This window comes from Vibrio sp. D54 (assembly GCF_021728075.1).
Classification (GTDB): Bacteria; Pseudomonadota; Gammaproteobacteria; order Enterobacterales; family Vibrionaceae; genus Vibrio; species Vibrio alginolyticus.
Window position 1 is genome coordinate 49,662 of the sequence record NZ_JAKKCS010000005.1, and the last position, 16,739, is coordinate 66,400.

At 44.5% G+C, this 16,739-nt stretch carries 18 protein-coding genes; 13 read left to right on the plus strand and 5 right to left on the minus strand.

Annotation, left to right across the window (positions count from 1 at the left end; genetic code table 11):
- Positions 1-103 precede the first annotated feature (103 nt).
- From ftnA to L3V37_RS08665, 3 genes are all read left to right on the plus strand, one after another.
- Entirely contained in the window at positions 104-631 is a 528-nt protein-coding gene (gene ftnA / locus L3V37_RS08655; protein WP_005379167.1) for a non-heme ferritin, read from the plus strand.
- Between the two features lie 91 nt (positions 632-722).
- A complete protein-coding gene (gene uspB / locus L3V37_RS08660; protein ID WP_005379169.1) occupies positions 723-1,046 on the plus strand; it encodes a universal stress protein UspB in 324 nt (107 codons plus the stop codon).
- Between the two features lie 180 nt (positions 1,047-1,226).
- Positions 1,227-2,420 (plus strand): NAD(P)/FAD-dependent oxidoreductase, encoded by a 1,194-nt coding sequence (locus L3V37_RS08665; protein ID WP_005382944.1) that lies wholly within the window; start codon positions 1,227-1,229, stop codon positions 2,418-2,420.
- Positions 2,421-2,513: 93 nt separating this feature from the next.
- Here L3V37_RS08665 and L3V37_RS08670 read toward each other — a convergent pair whose 3' ends face one another.
- Positions 2,514-3,857, minus strand: coding sequence for a sigma-54-dependent Fis family transcriptional regulator (locus L3V37_RS08670; RefSeq protein ID WP_005382945.1), 1,344 nt, complete (start codon positions 3,855-3,857; stop codon positions 2,514-2,516).
- A gap of 436 nt (positions 3,858-4,293) precedes the next feature.
- Here L3V37_RS08670 and L3V37_RS08675 point away from each other — a divergent pair, with 436 nt between their 5' ends.
- From L3V37_RS08675 to L3V37_RS08695, 5 genes are all read left to right on the plus strand, one after another.
- A complete protein-coding gene (locus tag L3V37_RS08675) occupies positions 4,294-4,845 on the plus strand; it encodes a BON domain-containing protein (protein ID WP_005379174.1) in 552 nt (183 codons plus the stop codon).
- Positions 4,846-4,890: 45 nt separating this feature from the next.
- A complete protein-coding gene (locus L3V37_RS08680; RefSeq protein WP_005379177.1) occupies positions 4,891-5,067 on the plus strand; it encodes a DUF1328 family protein in 177 nt (58 codons plus the stop codon).
- An 8-nt stretch (positions 5,068-5,075) separates the two neighbouring features.
- Positions 5,076-5,273, plus strand: coding sequence for a hypothetical protein (locus L3V37_RS08685; protein WP_005379178.1), 198 nt, complete (start codon positions 5,076-5,078; stop codon positions 5,271-5,273).
- Between the two features lie 104 nt (positions 5,274-5,377).
- The gene (locus tag L3V37_RS08690; protein WP_005379185.1) at positions 5,378-5,809 is read left to right on the plus strand and encodes a hemerythrin domain-containing protein; all 432 of its coding nucleotides are present in this window, start codon (positions 5,378-5,380) and stop codon (positions 5,807-5,809) included.
- A 144-nt stretch (positions 5,810-5,953) separates the two neighbouring features.
- Complete coding sequence (locus tag L3V37_RS08695) at positions 5,954-7,618, plus strand: diacylglycerol kinase family protein (RefSeq protein ID WP_130544874.1); 1,665 nt, start codon at positions 5,954-5,956, stop codon at positions 7,616-7,618.
- Positions 7,619-7,814: 196 nt separating this feature from the next.
- Here the strand turns inward: L3V37_RS08695 and L3V37_RS08700 are convergent, their stop codons facing one another.
- Together L3V37_RS08700 and L3V37_RS08705 are read right to left on the minus strand one after the other, a co-directional pair.
- Positions 7,815-8,213 carry a hypothetical protein gene (locus L3V37_RS08700; protein WP_005379193.1) on the minus strand — a complete coding sequence of 133 codons (399 nt, stop codon included), beginning with the start codon at positions 8,211-8,213 and terminating at the stop codon, positions 7,815-7,817.
- Positions 8,214-8,361: 148 nt separating this feature from the next.
- A complete protein-coding gene (locus L3V37_RS08705; protein ID WP_005379194.1) occupies positions 8,362-8,799 on the minus strand; it encodes a DUF2383 domain-containing protein in 438 nt (145 codons plus the stop codon).
- 361 nt (positions 8,800-9,160) lie between these two features.
- On the opposite strand from L3V37_RS08705, the gene L3V37_RS08710 reads away from it, so the two are divergent.
- From L3V37_RS08710 to L3V37_RS08725, 4 genes are read left to right on the plus strand one after another with little or no spacing between them, the layout of a single operon-like run.
- Positions 9,161-9,409: a hypothetical protein gene (locus L3V37_RS08710; RefSeq protein ID WP_005379196.1), complete on the plus strand. Its 249-nt coding sequence runs from the start codon at positions 9,161-9,163 to the stop codon at positions 9,407-9,409.
- Between the two features lie 48 nt (positions 9,410-9,457).
- On the plus strand, positions 9,458-9,970 hold the full coding sequence (locus tag L3V37_RS08715) for a phage holin family protein (protein ID WP_158157086.1): 513 nt from the start codon (positions 9,458-9,460) through the stop codon (positions 9,968-9,970).
- A complete protein-coding gene (locus L3V37_RS08720; protein ID WP_005379200.1) occupies positions 9,960-10,286 on the plus strand; it encodes a hypothetical protein in 327 nt (108 codons plus the stop codon). The genes L3V37_RS08715 and L3V37_RS08720 overlap by 11 nt, the downstream gene beginning before the upstream one ends.
- A gap of 45 nt (positions 10,287-10,331) precedes the next feature.
- Positions 10,332-11,402 carry an AI-2E family transporter gene (locus L3V37_RS08725; protein WP_005379202.1) on the plus strand — a complete coding sequence of 357 codons (1,071 nt, stop codon included), beginning with the start codon at positions 10,332-10,334 and terminating at the stop codon, positions 11,400-11,402.
- An 18-nt stretch (positions 11,403-11,420) separates the two neighbouring features.
- On the opposite strand, the gene L3V37_RS08730 is transcribed toward L3V37_RS08725, so the two are convergent.
- Entirely contained in the window at positions 11,421-13,880 is a 2,460-nt protein-coding gene (locus L3V37_RS08730) for an EAL domain-containing protein (RefSeq protein ID WP_237306171.1), read from the minus strand.
- A gap of 194 nt (positions 13,881-14,074) precedes the next feature.
- Positions 14,075-14,980, minus strand: coding sequence for a DMT family transporter (locus L3V37_RS08735; protein ID WP_053349759.1), 906 nt, complete (start codon positions 14,978-14,980; stop codon positions 14,075-14,077).
- 168 nt (positions 14,981-15,148) lie between these two features.
- Here L3V37_RS08735 and rmuC point away from each other — a divergent pair, with 168 nt between their 5' ends.
- Positions 15,149-16,681: a DNA recombination protein RmuC gene (gene rmuC, locus L3V37_RS08740; RefSeq protein WP_005379209.1), complete on the plus strand. Its 1,533-nt coding sequence runs from the start codon at positions 15,149-15,151 to the stop codon at positions 16,679-16,681.
- Positions 16,682-16,739: the final 58 nt, after the last annotated feature.

The following is a 16,739-nucleotide window of genomic DNA, read 5'->3' on the forward strand; positions in this document are numbered from 1 at the left end:
TTGAAGTGAAACTTCGCCGTGTCTGCCAGACCAAGCTATTCTCGCAGCGTCACTTATTTCGAGGTTACTTGGGTATATTGCATGCACAATAATAGGAGTTAACATGCTGTCTCAAACTATGGTCGAACAATTGAATGAGCAAATTAACCTAGAATTTTTCTCATCCAATCTATACTTACAAATGAGTGCTTGGTGTGAAGACAAAGGTTTTGAAGGTGCGGCTGAATTTTTACGCGCTCACGCCGTAGAAGAAATGGAGCACATGCAACGCCTATTCACTTACGTGAGTGAAACTGGCTCAATGCCAATCTTAGGCGCTATTGATGCGCCAAAGCATGACTTTGCGAGCCTAGGTGACGTTTTCCGCGAGACATTTGAACATGAGCAAATGATAACGGAAAAAATCAACAAACTGGCGCACGTTGCATTTACTAGCCAAGACTACTCAACGTTTAACTTCCTACAGTGGTACGTGTCAGAACAGCACGAAGAAGAGAAGTTGTTTAAAGGGATTTTAGATAAGATCGAACTGGTAGGTGAAGACGGTAAAGCGTTGTTCTTCATCGACAAAGATCTAGCACAAATGGCGAAAGAAGGTTCATCTTCAATCATGGATGCTCCAGCTGCGTAAACGCGTTTTGGGACGTTGTAAGTAGCGGGTAAAGACGAAGTGTTGGTCGTCTTTTTCTCTTGAGCATTGTTGAAGATGTAGGGAGGAAAAGATGATCAGTGGAGACACAATCTTATTTGCGCTAATGGTGGTAACTGGAGTTAATATGGTCCGGTATCTCACCGCTCTTCGTTCTCTAATTTATATCATGCGTGAAGCTCATCCGCTGTTATATCAGCAAGTTGATGGTAATGGTTTTTTTACCACTCATGGAAACGTCACCAAGCAGGTGAGGTTGTATCACTACATTAAAAGTAAAGAATATCATCATCACCACGATGAAATTTTTACTGGTAAGTGTGAAAGAGTGCGTGAACTGTTTGTTCTATCGACTGCGTTGCTCGGCGTGACGCTACTTGCAGCCTTCATTCTCTAAGAGTCGATGATCTAGATAGTTGTTCTGTCTGAGATTTTACGGACATACAGAGCGCTTAGAGTTTAAGCGCTTTTCCCTTTCGGTATTTGTCGGTAGAATGTCGCGCCTAGAAAGCAAGGATGTGCAATGTGCACATCCTTTTTTATTTTGATTCGATACCAATCAGTCTAAGAGCTACCGATGAGTAAGAAATTTGATGTTGTTGTAATTGGCGCAGGCGCAGCAGGTTTAATGTGTGCTGCAGAAGCTGGCAAGCGAGGTCGCCGTGTTTTGGTGCTCGATCATGCTAAAAAGCCAGGACGTAAAATCCTTATCTCGGGCGGTGGTCGTTGTAACTTCACTAACTACGACGTTTCAGCTAATCACTATTTGTGTCAAAACCCGCACTTTGTTAAGTCGGCGCTCTCCCAATACACTAACTGGGATTTCATCTCGATGGTGTGTAAACATGGCATTGAGTTCGAAGAGCGTGATCACGGCCAGTTGTTTTGTGTCGATGCATTTACGGCCAAAGATATCGTGAAGATGTTGTTAGCTGAGTGTGACATGCCGAACATCGAGCAGCGTTACCAATGCGATGTTCATTCGATTGAAAAAATTGATGAAGGCTTTCGTTTGCATGCTGGTACTGAGATTGTCGAATGTGAGTCTTTAGTTATCGCAACAGGTGGCTTGTCGATGCCAAAACTGGGAGCGACACCATTTGGTTATAAAGTCGCGGAACAATTTGGTCTTCGAGTTATCCCAACCACGGCAGGGCTTGTACCATTTACTCTGCATAAAGAAGACAAAGAAGACTTTGCTGAGTTATCTGGTATCGCGGTACCTGCGGAAATTACGGCTGAAGATGGCACCATGTTCAAAGAAGCCCTGTTGTTCACACATCGTGGGTTATCTGGTCCAGCAGTGTTACAGATTTCTTCATTCTGGCGGGCCGGACAAAAGGTGTTGATCAATCTTGTGCCAAACGATGATGTTGCTGAGTTATTAGAACGCAGTCGTGAGAAGCATCCAAATCAGTCACTCAAGAATACGCTTGCCAAAGTGCTGCCTAAGCGTCTGGTTGAAGTCTTAATTGAACGTAAAGAGCTAGTCGATAAACCGCTAAAACAGTTCAATCAAAAGGAGCTTGCGGCGATTGTGGAGCGTCTAGAGCATTGGGATATCGCCCCGAATGGCACTGAAGGCTACCGAACCGCGGAAGTGACACTCGGCGGTGTCGATACTGATCACTTATCCTCGAAAACCATGGAATGCAAAGACATTAAAGGGCTTTATTTTATTGGTGAAGTGATGGATGTGACTGGTTGGCTAGGGGGCTACAATTTTCAGTGGTGCTGGTCGAGCGGCTTTGTTGCGGGGCAGTGGGTTTAATCAAACACCAAACGCAGCCTAACTGCATAAAAGATAAGATACAAAAAGAGCACTGAATAAAAGTCAGTGCTCTTTTTGTATTCCCATAGCGAGTTACTCGTCTTGATACTTTTCGAGTTTGTTATAGAGCGTTTTCACGCTAATGCCTAACTCCTGCGCTGATTCCGTTTTATTGCCTTGATTCTCTTCAAGGGTATTGAGAATGGCGGCTTTTTCTAGCTCTTCTAGCGAAACGCCCGCCGGAACAAGGTCTTCGATGCTGGTGCCTGTTTCCAATGGTGGTGTGTCGAAGATAAGGTGTTCATCTCGGATGGTGTCATCAGCCAAAATAAATGCACGCTCGATCGTGTGTTTGAGCTCACGGACATTACCTGGCCAGTCGTGTGCAGCGATTTTTTGGATCGCAGAGTCAAGAATCGTTTTGGTTTTTGCCTCATTGGCGTTGCGGTGCGCAATAAAGTGCTTGGCCAGACCGACGATATCACCGCCTCGCTCTCGCAGTGGCGGTATCGTTAATGGGAAATGCGATAACCGGAAAAACAGATCTTCACGCAGGAACTGCTCCTCAATGGCGATTTTAGGATCACGGTTTGTAGCAGCAATGATGCGAGTATTAGCGATATGAACTGTATTACTGCCAACTGGGCGATACTCTCCGGTTTCTAGCACCCGCAATAGCTTCACTTGATGCTCGATAGGCATCTCGGTGATTTCATCTAAAAATAGGGTGCCGCCCTCTGCCTGCTTAAATACACCTTGGTGAGTTTTATTTGCTCCGGTAAAAGCGCCTTTCTCATGGCCAAACAGTTCACTATCAACCAATTCAGGGCTAATGGCACCACAGTTAATCGCTATAAAGGGCTGTTGTTTACGCTCACTCGCTAAGTGGATGGTCTGCGCCACCAGTTCTTTGCCTGATCCACTTTCACCGACAATAAGGACGTTGGCTTCTGTTTTAGCAACGCGTCTGATCATACGATAGAGCTGATGCATCGGAGAGGAAGAGCCGACCAAAAGACCAAATTGGTCAAGATCGCTGGTGGACACTTTACGCCCTTGATCTTGTTTGTGTTGATAGTATTGGCTGACTTCGCTCAGGGTGTCCGTCAGAATGGCAATATCAACGGGCTTTCTGTAGTGAAAAATAGCACCCAAGTTCATCAGCTTATCCAAGTTCTCGTTTGGAGCGCCTGAGCTAATGATGATCAAGTCCATATCGTAGATGTCTTCGATATTAGAAAGACGTTGATAATCTGCACTAGTAAAGTGGGCGACTTCAACAATCGCAACTTCCGGTTTGAGTTGTAGGAAATCTTCAATCCATTGGTCTGCGGCATCGATGTCATGCAGACGAAATTTGTTCAGTTCCTGGCAAGAAGCGATGGCATTTTTAAGTGATGGATCTTGTATTCTTAGAAACAGGCTTGGCATCGACATAGAAATGTCCTCTTTACTATGACAGAAACAATGTACGTGGATTATTCTCACTTCACAAGACAAAATATTGTCAGCATAGATTTAAGGATTTGTTCGGTATTTTTATGTTGTTAGCCCCTTTTTGATATATATCGGTGAGAGCCATCAGTAGATATTTCCTTTTGTTCAGATTTTTATTTTTAAAATAATAATTTTGCTATTAATTGATTCTGGAGAAATAGCCTTTCTGTTTTATCAGGTTATTTCGGCACAAGTGACGGAGGCTTTATCACCGATTAAAAATTACATTTTTTACGTGTAAATAATTCATGCTTATACTTTATTGCTCATCTCTTTTTTACCTCTTTCCTTTATTAGTCACTTAAAAACAATGAGTTATAAAGTTGGCACATGGTTTGCTTCTAGGGAAGTGCAACGTCAATAAAGGAGAATTACCATGAATAACATCGCAGCTAAAATTGTACTTACGTCAGTTCTTGCTACTTCATCTACAGCAGTCTTAGCGAGTGATAAATGGGAAAAAGAATCCATGGACGCTTGGCTAGATGGTAAAGCTGAAACCACACTACTGCTAAACAGCAATCTCAACTCTTTTGATATCAATACCGATGTTGAGAATCAGGTCGTTACCCTTTCTGGTTCGGTAAACAATGATCTTGAAAAATCACTTGCCGAAGAGCTTGTTACTGGTCTTGATGGTGTGAAAAAAGTAAACAACGAATTGTCAGTAGTGAATGAAGGCAAGAAAGAAACTGATTCAGAAGCTTTAGCTACACTGACCGATTCTAAAATCACGACTATAGTTAAAACGCGCCTACTAATGGATACCAATGTGAGTGGTACGGATATTGATGTAACGACAGAACGCAAAACGGTAACGTTGGCAGGTAAAGTTAATTCAGATGCGGAGCATGATCTTGCAATTTCAATTGCAAATAACACCAATGACGTAAATAAGGTGATTGATAAGCTAGAAGTGGTTCAATAATAGCGAGCCGAGTGATTTAACCCACTTTTATTAGGAGGTAACACTATGGTTCGTTGGATGTTTATTTTTCTGGCACTGGCACTAATTTCTGCACTATTAGGCTTTACCGGTATTGCAGGAGCTGCTGCCTCTATCGCGCAAGTGATATTTTACCTATTCCTACTGTCATTAATTGTATCAATAGTGATTGTTCTGCTGGGAAGAAAAAACGTAAATAGATAGGAGATTCCATGCGACTTACGTCATTTATTTACCGTATCGCCGCAGTATTCGGTTTGGTGTTTGCGTTGGCAGCTTGTAGTGAAGAAGGGCCAATGGAACAGGCCGGCAAAAAGATAGATGAAGCCGCCGAAGAAACCCAAAATGCGATTGAAGATGAATGTGAAAACATTAAAGAAAACCTAAACGCTGAAGACCAAGACTGTTAGCCGAATTAGGTTAGGTTTTTTACGCATAGCTATGTAAGAGAGGGGCGGTCAATCACCGCCCTTCCTTTTGTCCCAATTGTTTACAATCAGATAAGGAGTCAAAGATGAAAAACATATTTGATGTACTGAAAGAGAGTCATGAAAAGCAACGCCTTTTACTCGATGCTCTGATGGAAACGTCTGGAGATTCCCCCGCTCGTGAAGAGTTTTATCACAACCTTAAAGAGGAACTCGAACAGCACGCAGCGGCAGAAGAGCGGTTTTTCTACGCGCCTTTAATAGATAGCGATAAGACCATTGATCTCACTCGCCATGGCATCGCAGAGCATCATGAAATAGATAAAGTGATTGCACAGCTTGATGCAACCGATATGAGCTCGCCAGCGTGGCTCAACCTAATGAAAACCTTGCGTCACAAAGTGTTGCACCATCTTGAGGAAGAAGAACAGCGTTTCTTCCAGTTAGCCGGTAAGGTAATGACCGATAAGCAGAAAATGAAACTAGCGGATGGTTATGTTGAAGAGATGGCAAGCTAGGTAGAGTGTTGGACCTTTTCGTGCCATTTCGGCACGGGAAGGCACTCAATCAAAGCGTTTACTCAAGTTCATGTATCCAAACTCAATCCCCCGCGTATTCTAACTTCCACTAAAAAGTGCACTCGCTGAAGGCAAGGAGAGCGAATGTTTATCATCAAATATTATATTCTTGGCGCTCTGATCAGTTTATTGGCCGCTATATATACGCCTCAAATTATCGTTAGTCTGCTGTTCTTGTGGATATCTCTTTCTTTAGCGTTGGTCAGCGTAGCCTACGTATTCGACATTCCCTCTATTTTTAGAAAAAACCAAGATGGCAAGATTGTCAGGTGGATTCGCTGGGCATTCATCCCATTTCTATTGGGGGCTAGAGCGTATAACGCCTGGGAAAGACGGCGTGATACTGTACCTCCAATCCAAAAAGTTAGCGACAATTTATACCTATCTCGCCGTTTGTTTCAGAGTGACTTAGATTTTCTCGAATCCAATGAAATCTCTTGTATTGTCGATGTCACCGCAGAATTTGCAGGCCTTGAAAGTGCGATGACCGACAAGCAGTTTCATTACCTTTCGATTCCGGTACTCGACCACAAAGCCCCAACGCTAGAGCGCCTTCGCCATGCGATTAACTGGATTGATACTCAAATCTCGTGCTCGCGGGCTGTGGTTGTGCATTGTGCGTTAGGGCGTGGTCGTTCAGTGTTTGTTGTGGCGGCGTATTTACTGAGCAAAGACCCGTCACTGACGGTTGAATCCGTGATGAAAAAAATCAATGACGTACGTAGTACCGCGAGATTGAATAAATTACAGATTAGGACGTTACGAGCGATCAGTGAAAAAGGCGTACTGGGGCTGGATCAATCCACTTGGATGGTGGTTAACCCTGTTGCAGGTGGCGGCAAATGGGAGGAAAACGAACAGCACTTGATTCGTGAACTAACCAAAAAATATCGCTTGAGTATTCATCAAACCACCACAAACCTCAGCGCCGAGCAGCTAACACAACAGGCAAAAGAAAGTGGAGCTAAGCAAATCATCGTAGCTGGTGGCGATGGCACAGTAACAGAGGTGGCGAGCCAATTGGTGGATACCGACCTCAAACTCGGTATTGTTCCGCTCGGAACTGCCAATGCGTTATGTCATGTGCTTTATGGCGTTGGCGCAAAATTCTCACCGGTCGAAAAAGCGTGTGAAGCGTTGCTTGGCGGACACTGCCAACGTATTGATACTGCGGAATGTAATCAGCGGCTTATTTTGTTGGTCTTAGGTATTGGGCTAGAACAGAAGATGATCGAGCACGCTCAGCGAGAAGAGAAAAATGTTTTTGGACAACTCGCTTACCTCACCGGCTTTTTTAATGCTGTAGTGGCGGAAGAAACGCAAGCTTTAACCGTTTCGTTAGACGATCCAACTGAAGATGGAAACCACGACAATAATACACAAACGCTTGAAGTCCATAGTTTTGTCGTTGCGAATATCGCTCCATTTAGTACGTTGCTTGCCCAAGGTGGTGATGCGCCGCAGCCTGATGATGGCAAGCTGCATATCACATATTTAGATAACACCGAGTCTTTAGGCGGACGTCTTATCGCATTGTCGGATCTGACATTAACGAGCGTAGGCGCACAGGAAGAATCGACACATTTTCAATACGCGACGGCTCAGAGCGTCACTATTTCTGCGAATAAACCGATTGAGTATGTGATTGATGGTGAACTGTATTCTGATGAGCAACTGGCAATCAAGCTGCGTCCAAAGTCATTGAACGTATTTGTTCCAAGCCAGAGACGTAAATCAGCTTCGCTTTAACACAGATAATCCGCGGATAACGCGCCATTTGCTTCGTATTCTACATGGCGCTTTTTCTGTGTTGTTTGATGATTTGGTGTGCGTCGTAAAAAGGCTATTAAGGTCGCTGCGTAGGCAGCGGCTTTTGTCTATCTGCACCTTTTACTAGGTTGATTGGGGATGTGGTTTAAACAAAGTGAAAGAAGGGCGAGTACAATTACTCACCCTGAGGTAAGTGCTTTTCAATTTCATCGTTTTCAACTTGTAAAGCAGCTAACCAATAAGAAACAAGTGCGGTTAAGTTGGTGTCGTCAATGGCTCTAAGCAGGGCTTTTAAATCATCTAACAGTAGTTTATTCATAAAATGCATTTCTTTGTAATTGCCTAACTCGGCAACGCCGTATTCGGTGGCATTTTCTGCAATGAATTGTTCACCATCTTGGTCGAAAAACAGCTTCGCCATCTTTTTGATCATCACTTTTTCTATTTTCACGAATCGATATGCCGCTCTTGCGAGTGTCATATGTGATTGCGGGTTAACGAGAGGCAAACACGTTTGGCGATGGTGTGTCATTTTTACGAGTAGCTCCCTTACTCGATTGTTATCCAATGTCATAGTGACCTCTTTATTTATGACTATTGTCGTGGGACATTTCTCGTGATGGTTATGTTAATGCGCCTGTGGGCTTGTCAGAAATGGCCAAAGCAAGTTGGCCATTTCTTTGCTCAATACCGAGCTTTATTGCAAAGGCGACCACCAGGTTTTAGCTAATAAGGCTGATGCTGCTGAGTTTTTCTTTGCAGCTTTTTATATCGCTACGAACTTTCAGCAGAACCGAGTTATCCGCCTGCTCTGGGTGGGAAGTAATCAAATTCTCAATCTCTTTGAGTACTTTGCTTTCGACACCTTCAAGCTGTTCTAAATACATTGACTCTTTGTCAGAGGACACTTCCTTCATCACGTCGCTGTAGACCTCACGCGCCTTGATGGTGTAGGAAACCGGAGTGTCGTCGGCAGATTCTTCATTGTTACTTGCTAGAGAGTAGGGTGTGAGCTCGATGACTGCACGCTCACGTACTCTGAGCAGTTCTACCAACACATTATTCAAAGAAGTGTTGTCGATGTTCTCGATGGCCTTGTTGTAAATTTCATTTCCGCTTTCGATAAGCTCAATGATTGAGGCGATGTTTTCATTTTTCATATGCCACTCCTTATTTACTGGTGATAGGGGTGTTTGAGCGTATGGAATACAAACACGATGTTTCATCTTTAATTGCAGGTTGTATGCCAATGAGTTTTAAGTCTTATTAATCAGTGACTTAATATCTTTTTTTGCAATAACTTGCTAACAGTCGGTAAGGCGCTAAGAAAAAATTACAAGAATGGCGGGGAAAGCTTGGAAAGAATTACACGTACAGATACGGCTTTTTATCGAAATGAAAATAAAATCAATAAAAAACAATAACTTAAAATTCTGGCATGGATATGGCTTTGTAGGGAGTAAGTGAGGTCAAACATTGTTTCACTTGATTCACTATTCAACTCATTAATGGAGGCTAGTTATGGCTACTACAAAAGAAAGCACAGTAAAACCTCAAGAGCAGTTAGAAGAAGCATATCATTTAGCGGAGCAAGCCACGACGGAAGCCGTTGGCGCGATGAAAGACCAAGCCAAAGAGAAGCTAGATGTAGGTGCACAGCAAGTTCAGCAGGCGACTAAGTCGGCAGAGAATGTAATCAAGGAGCGACCATTGCTGAGCATAGGTTGTGCCTTCCTTGCTGGTTGGGCGGTTTCGAAGCTGATCAAATAATAGTGGTCACCAAGGATTAAGCCACACAACAGAAGGGCGAGGCTTCACATGAATAATTCAGGGCAAGTTACCAATCAGCAATCAGGCTCGGCGGCTTCAGACAGCGGTCGAGCCCCTGATGGGGCAGAAGAACAGGACATCCAACAGACCATTAATGGTTTGGGCAGCATTCTTGCGCAATTGGACCAACTGACGAAATCGCTAAAAGCATGGTCGGGTTCAACGTTGGATTTGTTCCTCTTGGAGATGAAAGTTAACGTGTCCGCAGTGCGTCAGATTTTGCTGTGTACCGTTGTTTTTACCCTATTGTCGGTATTGTTCGTATTCAGTTTGTGCCTTGCCTCTGGGGTGGTGGCTTATCAGTTAACTGCCAACGTATATGTTGCCGTAGGTGTATTTATCACATCATTAGGCTTGGCATTATTTGCTTTAGCCTGGTGGCAGAAGCGTTTAGTTGGATTTCTTGGATTCAAAAATACGACAGAACAATTACAGGAGGGATGGGATGCGCTCGCTACAAAAGCTCAATCGAGCCATGCGGATCAAGCGGATGGAAGGTAAAGCGTCTCTAGAGCAATGCTGTTTGTCGATGGAAATGTTCACGTTTACCACCAAGAAGTTTGTGAGAGAAAACCCTTGGACGACATTAGGCATTAGTGCTGTCGTTGCCGTTACCGCTGCAAAAGCAGGTCGATTGTCTCGACTGACTTCTTCTATTTCGTCAATGGGGCTATTGGTTAGCAGCGTGTCTGATATTACCGATTCGCTCACAAAGCCGGTCGCGGCAGCTTCTCTGGATGAGTCAGATGCGGAGCAAAATGGAAATGCAGCAACACAAGTAAGCAACGCTGCGACGACAGAGGGCGAACCACTCTAATAGCGGATTTCACCGCAAAATTTTCTTACCGATTCTGAGCTTATTATGACAGCGAAATTGAACATTCCTGCCAACACTGCGATTGGTGCAACGCTTCTCGTCCTGTTACTCGTCCCAGGGCTGTATTTTGCCAAGCCAATATTGTTACCTATTGTGCTTAGCACCTTTATTTCTCTGCTGTGCAGCCCTTTCATTAATTATCTTGAAGACAAAGGTTTACCACGTGCTATTACCGTCGTGTTGACGCTGTCATTCCTCGTTGGCGCCTCAATTATTGGTCTTGCCGCCATGTCGGAGCCCGCCAAGCAATGGTGGTCTGAGCTGCCCAGTATCGTGAAAAATGTGTCGCAAGAAGTAAGCGAAGTTACTAAAGCTTCGGCTGATCACCTTAATACTCCATTGAATATCGCCAACGATATGAGTATGGATGAGGTCGGGAACAACACCGTCTTTTCTTTGGTAAAAACGCTCGCGACCACTACGCCGACGATTTTGACACAAGCGATGATCGTGCTGTTTATGGTTTACTTTATGCTCAATCATGGACGAAGCTTATTTCGAAAGTCAGTGTCTTACTTACATGGGTTTGCCAAACAGCGCCAAGCGATTGAGTTGGTCAAAGCGCTACAGAAAGACCTATCTCGATACATTGGCACCATCACTTTAGTGAATGCGGGGTTGGGGTTGAGTGTCGGGGCCGTGTTTTTTGTTCTAGGCCTTGAAGATCCATTTCTATGGGGCGCATTTGCAGGCGTGATGAATTTTGCGCCGTACCTCGGCCCTGTCATATCCATGGTGAGCTTTGGCTTTGTTGCTTATCTTCAGTTGGAGTCGGTCAGTTTTATGCTGACGGTGGTGTCTATCTATTTACTGCTCAATTTGATTGAAAGTCAGTTTGTTACACCAACACTATTGGGGAAAAGGTTTAACTTAAACCCGTTAGTGATTTTTGTTTGGCTTGTTTTTTGGGGCTGGCTTTGGGGCGGAATGGGACTATTGATCGGTGTGCCGTTGCTGGTTTGTATCAATATTTTGGTTGATCGTCTAGAGCTATGCCAATCAACCCAAAATCAAGCAAAACAAATCACCTCCGCGGACGTGGCACCGCGAGAGTGACTTGAGGAGCAAGCTGGTTCAACGAAACAGTTTTTCAGCGCTCACTGGCTGACTAAATAAATATCCCTGACCATAAATACAGCCTTTTTCGAATAAATAATCGGCTTGTTCCCGAGTTTCTATCCCTTCCGCGACGACTTTCAACGACAGCGTTTTTCCCATGGCAATAATGGCATTCACAATCGCGTTGCTGTCGCTATTACTTGGGACATCACTGACAAATGAGCGGTCAATTTTCAGTTTGTTGATTGGCAAACCTTTCAAGTAAGACAAAGACGAATAGCCAGTTCCAAAGTCATCCAGAGAAATCTCAATACCCAGCTCTCGTAATTGATTTAACGATGCAATGGCTTGTTGAGGGTCGATCAGTAAAAAGCTCTCTGTGATCTCCAAATCTAACCGTTGGGCAGGGTATCCGGTGTTATCGAGGATAGTACTTAATCGCTGAATGAAATTTGACTGCTGAAGCTGCAACGCAGAAACATTGACGGCGATTTTGCCAAACTCGATGCCCTGGTCTAGCCAAGCATTACCTTGCAAACAAGCTTGTTGTAACACCCACTCACCAATGCTTTGAATCAGCCCTGTTTTTTCTGCAATTGGAATAAAGTCTGCTGGTGGTACAAGGCCAAACTCTGGATGCTGCCAGCGTAATAAAGCTTCCACGCCGACAATCGTATTTTGTTCCAAGTTGTATTGCGGTTGGAACTCTAACCGGAGTTGTTGTTTTTCTATTGCTTGATGCAAAGCGGATTGAATGCGTACATGGGATACGGATTTATCGGTCAAATCCGGTGAGTAAAACGCGTAGCCGTTGCGTCCATTTTTCTTCGCTAAGTACATCGCAGTGTCTGCGTTTTTCAGTAAGGTTTCACTGTCTTGACCGTCTCTTGGGTACAAGGCAATACCAATACTGGTCGAGACACGAAGTGAGTCGTGGTTTGCCAAGTCGAATGGTTGCTGGAATACGCTTAGAATATCGCCGACGGTTTCCAGTAAGGCAACATCACTATGGATGTCTGGCAAAATAATCACAAATTCATCGCCGCCAATACGAGCCACATGCGCATTGAGGTGAAGCACATCTTGCAGACGAATCGCTAACTTAGACAGCAATTGGTCACCACAGAAGTGGCCCATACTATCGTTGATGTGTTTGAAATGGTCGATATCTAAGAATAGGGTGGCAAACGTCTGCTGGTTTTTGTGTCCGGTTTCGATGTGTTGCTCGAGTAAGCTGAGTAAATGGGTGCGATTAGGTAGATTGGTTAATGGATCGTAAAAAGCCATGCGCTGCAGCTTTTCTTCGTGTGCCTTACGCACAGAGATATCTTCAAACACACAAATGTAGTTAATAAGGTGGTTTTTATCGTCCATTACGGCGCTAATGGTCGCTAATTGCGGATAAATGCTGCCATCTTTCTTTCTGTTGATGAATTCGCCTTTCCATTGGCCTTTGTTTTCGAGTTGATGCCACAACTGTTGATAGAAACCTTGATCATGATGGCCTGAGCGCAGAATTCGTGGGTTTTTTCCTATCACCTCTTCAGAGCGGTAACCTGTAATTTGGGTAAAAGCCGTGTTTACATCAATGATGTTGGCATTGCGGTCTGTAATGACCATGCCTTCTTGCGAATTGTTGAAAATTTGGGACGCTAAGGAGAGCTGCGTTTCTACCATTTTTCGGCGGGTGATGTTACGTGTCATCCCCAGAATGCCGATTAAGTTTCCCGCATGATCACGGACAGGAGACTTAATGGTTTCTAGCCAAGTGGGGTTATTGTTTTCATCAATTTGACGGCATTCTTCAACAATATTTTGCGTGCCAGTGGCTACCACCAATTTATCGGCATCAATGAATTTTTCCGCACGTTCATGGCTAAACAGGGCAAAATCGTCTTTTCCAATGATTTCACTGTTGGTTTTTTGCCACGCGTTTTCTACGCTTCGGTTGGTCATCGAATAAAGGCCATCCATGCCTTTTATCCATACGTGGTCTTCAAGGCAGTCGATAAACTCTTGTAGTGTTGGTGTTGGTGTTGGTGTTGGCTTTATTTCGGCGCTTTGATGTCGCGTTTGTTCTTGCTGACAGTGCAAGTTGATATCAAAGCTGATCCGCCCCGCGATTGCGCTTAGCCATGCCGAAACAACCGTTGATTGATCATTAGGGTGAGTCAGTGTCAGTACGGCAATCAATTCGCCATTAGGTAGCCAAATCGGTCCAATGCTCAAGGTTTGCTCTTCAAAGGGGGTATGGCTAACTGTAAAATCTGTCGGCGTAAAGTGATCGACAACTTGCGTTATCACATCGACGATAGCACGATGATTTTGGGTTGAGGTGGACACCTCAGTCGATAGCCACTGCTGAGTATCGCTCAGAGTATAAAGCTGTCCCTGAGCTTGAGTTACATTACAGCATTGTCGCAGAACGTGTTGCCAGTCTGCCATCAAAGGCGAAGGAATAGCGAAGCGAAACATAATTAATAACGAGTCCTAAATCGCCCAAAGGTAATTATATTAGAATCTAGCGTAAGCTATTGGGCTTTGTGAGTATCGTATCCAACGCGTAGCTAAATCCTAGCAGCGTAAAGTGCTTTCTATCATTAAAATGTTATCTATATCTCTTTTTTATCCAACTTATTGCATCGTTTTTTAGGGCTTTTGATAGGTGATTAAGAGGCGTTTACCGCTTTGGTTTTCTTGCCCCATGAGACTTGCTGAATGACTAAGCCACTGATGATCAATACCAGGCCAATCAAGGTTGAAGGATGAATTTCTTCGCCGATGATGGTAGCTAACAACATGAGTGAGATAAATGGAGAAGCAAAGATCAGATTACTGATACGCGCGGTGTTTTGCGTTGATTTGAGTGCGCTCAGCCACAAAACGAAAGTGATCCCCATTTCAAACAGTCCGACATACGTCACCGCTGCCCAGCCTTTAGCTGAGATCATCTGCCAGCCAGCACCTTCATAAAGACTTAAACCAATGGCGAATGGAATAGCGACCAAAAAGCCGAGCAGAACGCCAACCACAGGGTCGGCCTTATTTTTGGTATTTAAAATCCAGTAACCGGCCCACAGCAGCGTTGATAGCAGCGCAAGACCAACACCCAACGGGCTCTCAAATTCCATGCCTAAAAGATTGCCTTGTGTGGCAATCACTATCACGCCGACATAACTAAAACCGCAAGCCAGCCAGTCCTTACCACGGATCTTTTGTCCTAAGAAAACAGCGGCCATTAGCGTTAAGGTGATGGCCCAGCTGTAGTTGATCGCTTGAGCCTGAGATGCGGGCAGCAAGTCATATGCTTTGAACAGAATAACGTAATACGCCAAAGGGTTAATCAACCCAAGCAGTAGGTAATACCAAGGGTTTGAGAAAAATGTAGCGCTTAACTGGCCCAGTTTACCTTGCACACCACAGATTACTGTTAACGCAATCGCAGAGACGATGCTGGCAATGCATAGCATTTGAATCGGCGTAAATTCTGCCAACGTGAGTTTAAATGCGGTTGCAACGGTAGACCAAAGTAATACTGCTGAGAGCCCAAATCCTAGGGCGCGACGCTCGTTCATGATGCCTCTGCGTGATGATGTGCCGCTCGGTTTGGATAATTTGAGCGGAAGAAAGAATATTATAGGAAGGCCTAGTGTATGCGAGGATTTTTCATCCAACAAACTGGACATTTATCCAGTATCTAAATACCATTGTTATAGATACAAAACACAGGCTAACTCGCTATTATGCAATGGATTCTTGAGTACCAATCTCTCATTCTCTCTTCTCTTTGTGCTGCCACGCTTAGTGGTGTCGCTGCCGGTTGGTGGGTGAAACAGCGTTTTATCACCCAAACTCAGCTTCTCGAGCAACAACTTGTTTCAGAAAAACAGCTTCATCAACAGCAACTTGAACAGGTCAAGCAAAGCCTTGCCGATGCCCAGCAAGAGTTGGATGAGTTAGATGATGAGCGTGATAAAGCTGCGTTTGAAGTGCGTCAAACGCACGGAAAGCTGATGGCAGCTATGGAAAAGCTGCGTTACTTCGAGGCCGTAAAGCAAGAGCGCCAGCAATACTTTGATGAGCTTGGTCAAATGCGTGAACACAAATCACGTCTAGAAACGCAGCTGCGTGAACAGCAAGCTCGCCATGAGCAAATTAACCAAGCTAATGCCGAAAAACTGCAAATTCTAGAGCAAGCGGAAGCGCGCCTGAAACAGCAATTTGAGCACTTGGCCAATCAACTGTTTGAAGAAAAAACCGCGAAGGTCGATTTGCAAAACCGTCAGAGTTTAGAAGGCTTGTTGTCACCGCTTAGAGAACAGTTAGAAGGGTTCAAAAAGCACGTTAATGACAGCTTTAGTCAAGAAGCTAAAGAGCGCCATACCTTAGTGCATGAGCTGAAAAACCTGCAACGTTTGAACGAGCAAATGACGCGCGAAGCGGTTAATTTGACCCAAGCGTTGAAAGGGGACAACAAACAGCAAGGTAACTGGGGCGAAGTGGTGCTCGCTAGGGTACTTGCCGAATCTGGCTTGCGTGAAGGGCACGAATATCAGACTCAGGTGAACTTACAAAATGAAGCTGGCAAGCGTTATCAACCTGATGTCATTGTTCATCTCCCACAGAACAAACAAGTGGTTGTAGATTCCAAAATGGCGTTGGTTGCCTATGAGCGCTACTTCAACGCCGAAACTGATGCTGAGCGCGATCAGGCTTTGAATGCGCACTTAGCTGCTCTACGTGCACATATCAAAGGGTTAAGCATGAAGGACTACCACAAACTCAAAGGTATTCAGAGTTTGGACTATGTACTGATGTTTATTCCGGTTGAGCCGGCGTTCCAAGTCGCGATTCAAGCCGATCCAAGTTTGATCAAAGACGCGATGGAGCAAAACATCATTTTGGTGAGCCCAACAACGTTGCTGGTGGCACTGCGCACCATTGATAATCTATGGCGCAATGAACGCCAAAATGAAAACGCCAAAATGATTGCGCAGCGTGCGACAAAACTCTACGACAAATTACGATTGTTTGTAGACGACATGGAGGGGCTCGGCGGTGCGCTGGATAAGGCGAATCAAAGCTATCAAGGTGCGATGAACAAGCTTGCCACAGGGCGCGGAAATGTGATTCGCCAAGCCGAAAGCTTTAAACACTTGGGAGTTGAAATTAAACGACCGATTTCTTCCGACCTCGCGCAGTTAGCGCAGAGTGATGCATTTTCAGAAAATGACCCGTTAGTAGAAAGACATCCGGCTGAGGATAAAGTAAACTAATCGCCCGCAGTGCAGTGGGCGATTTTATTTGTCAACAAACGCCCCGTAGAGGAAAGCG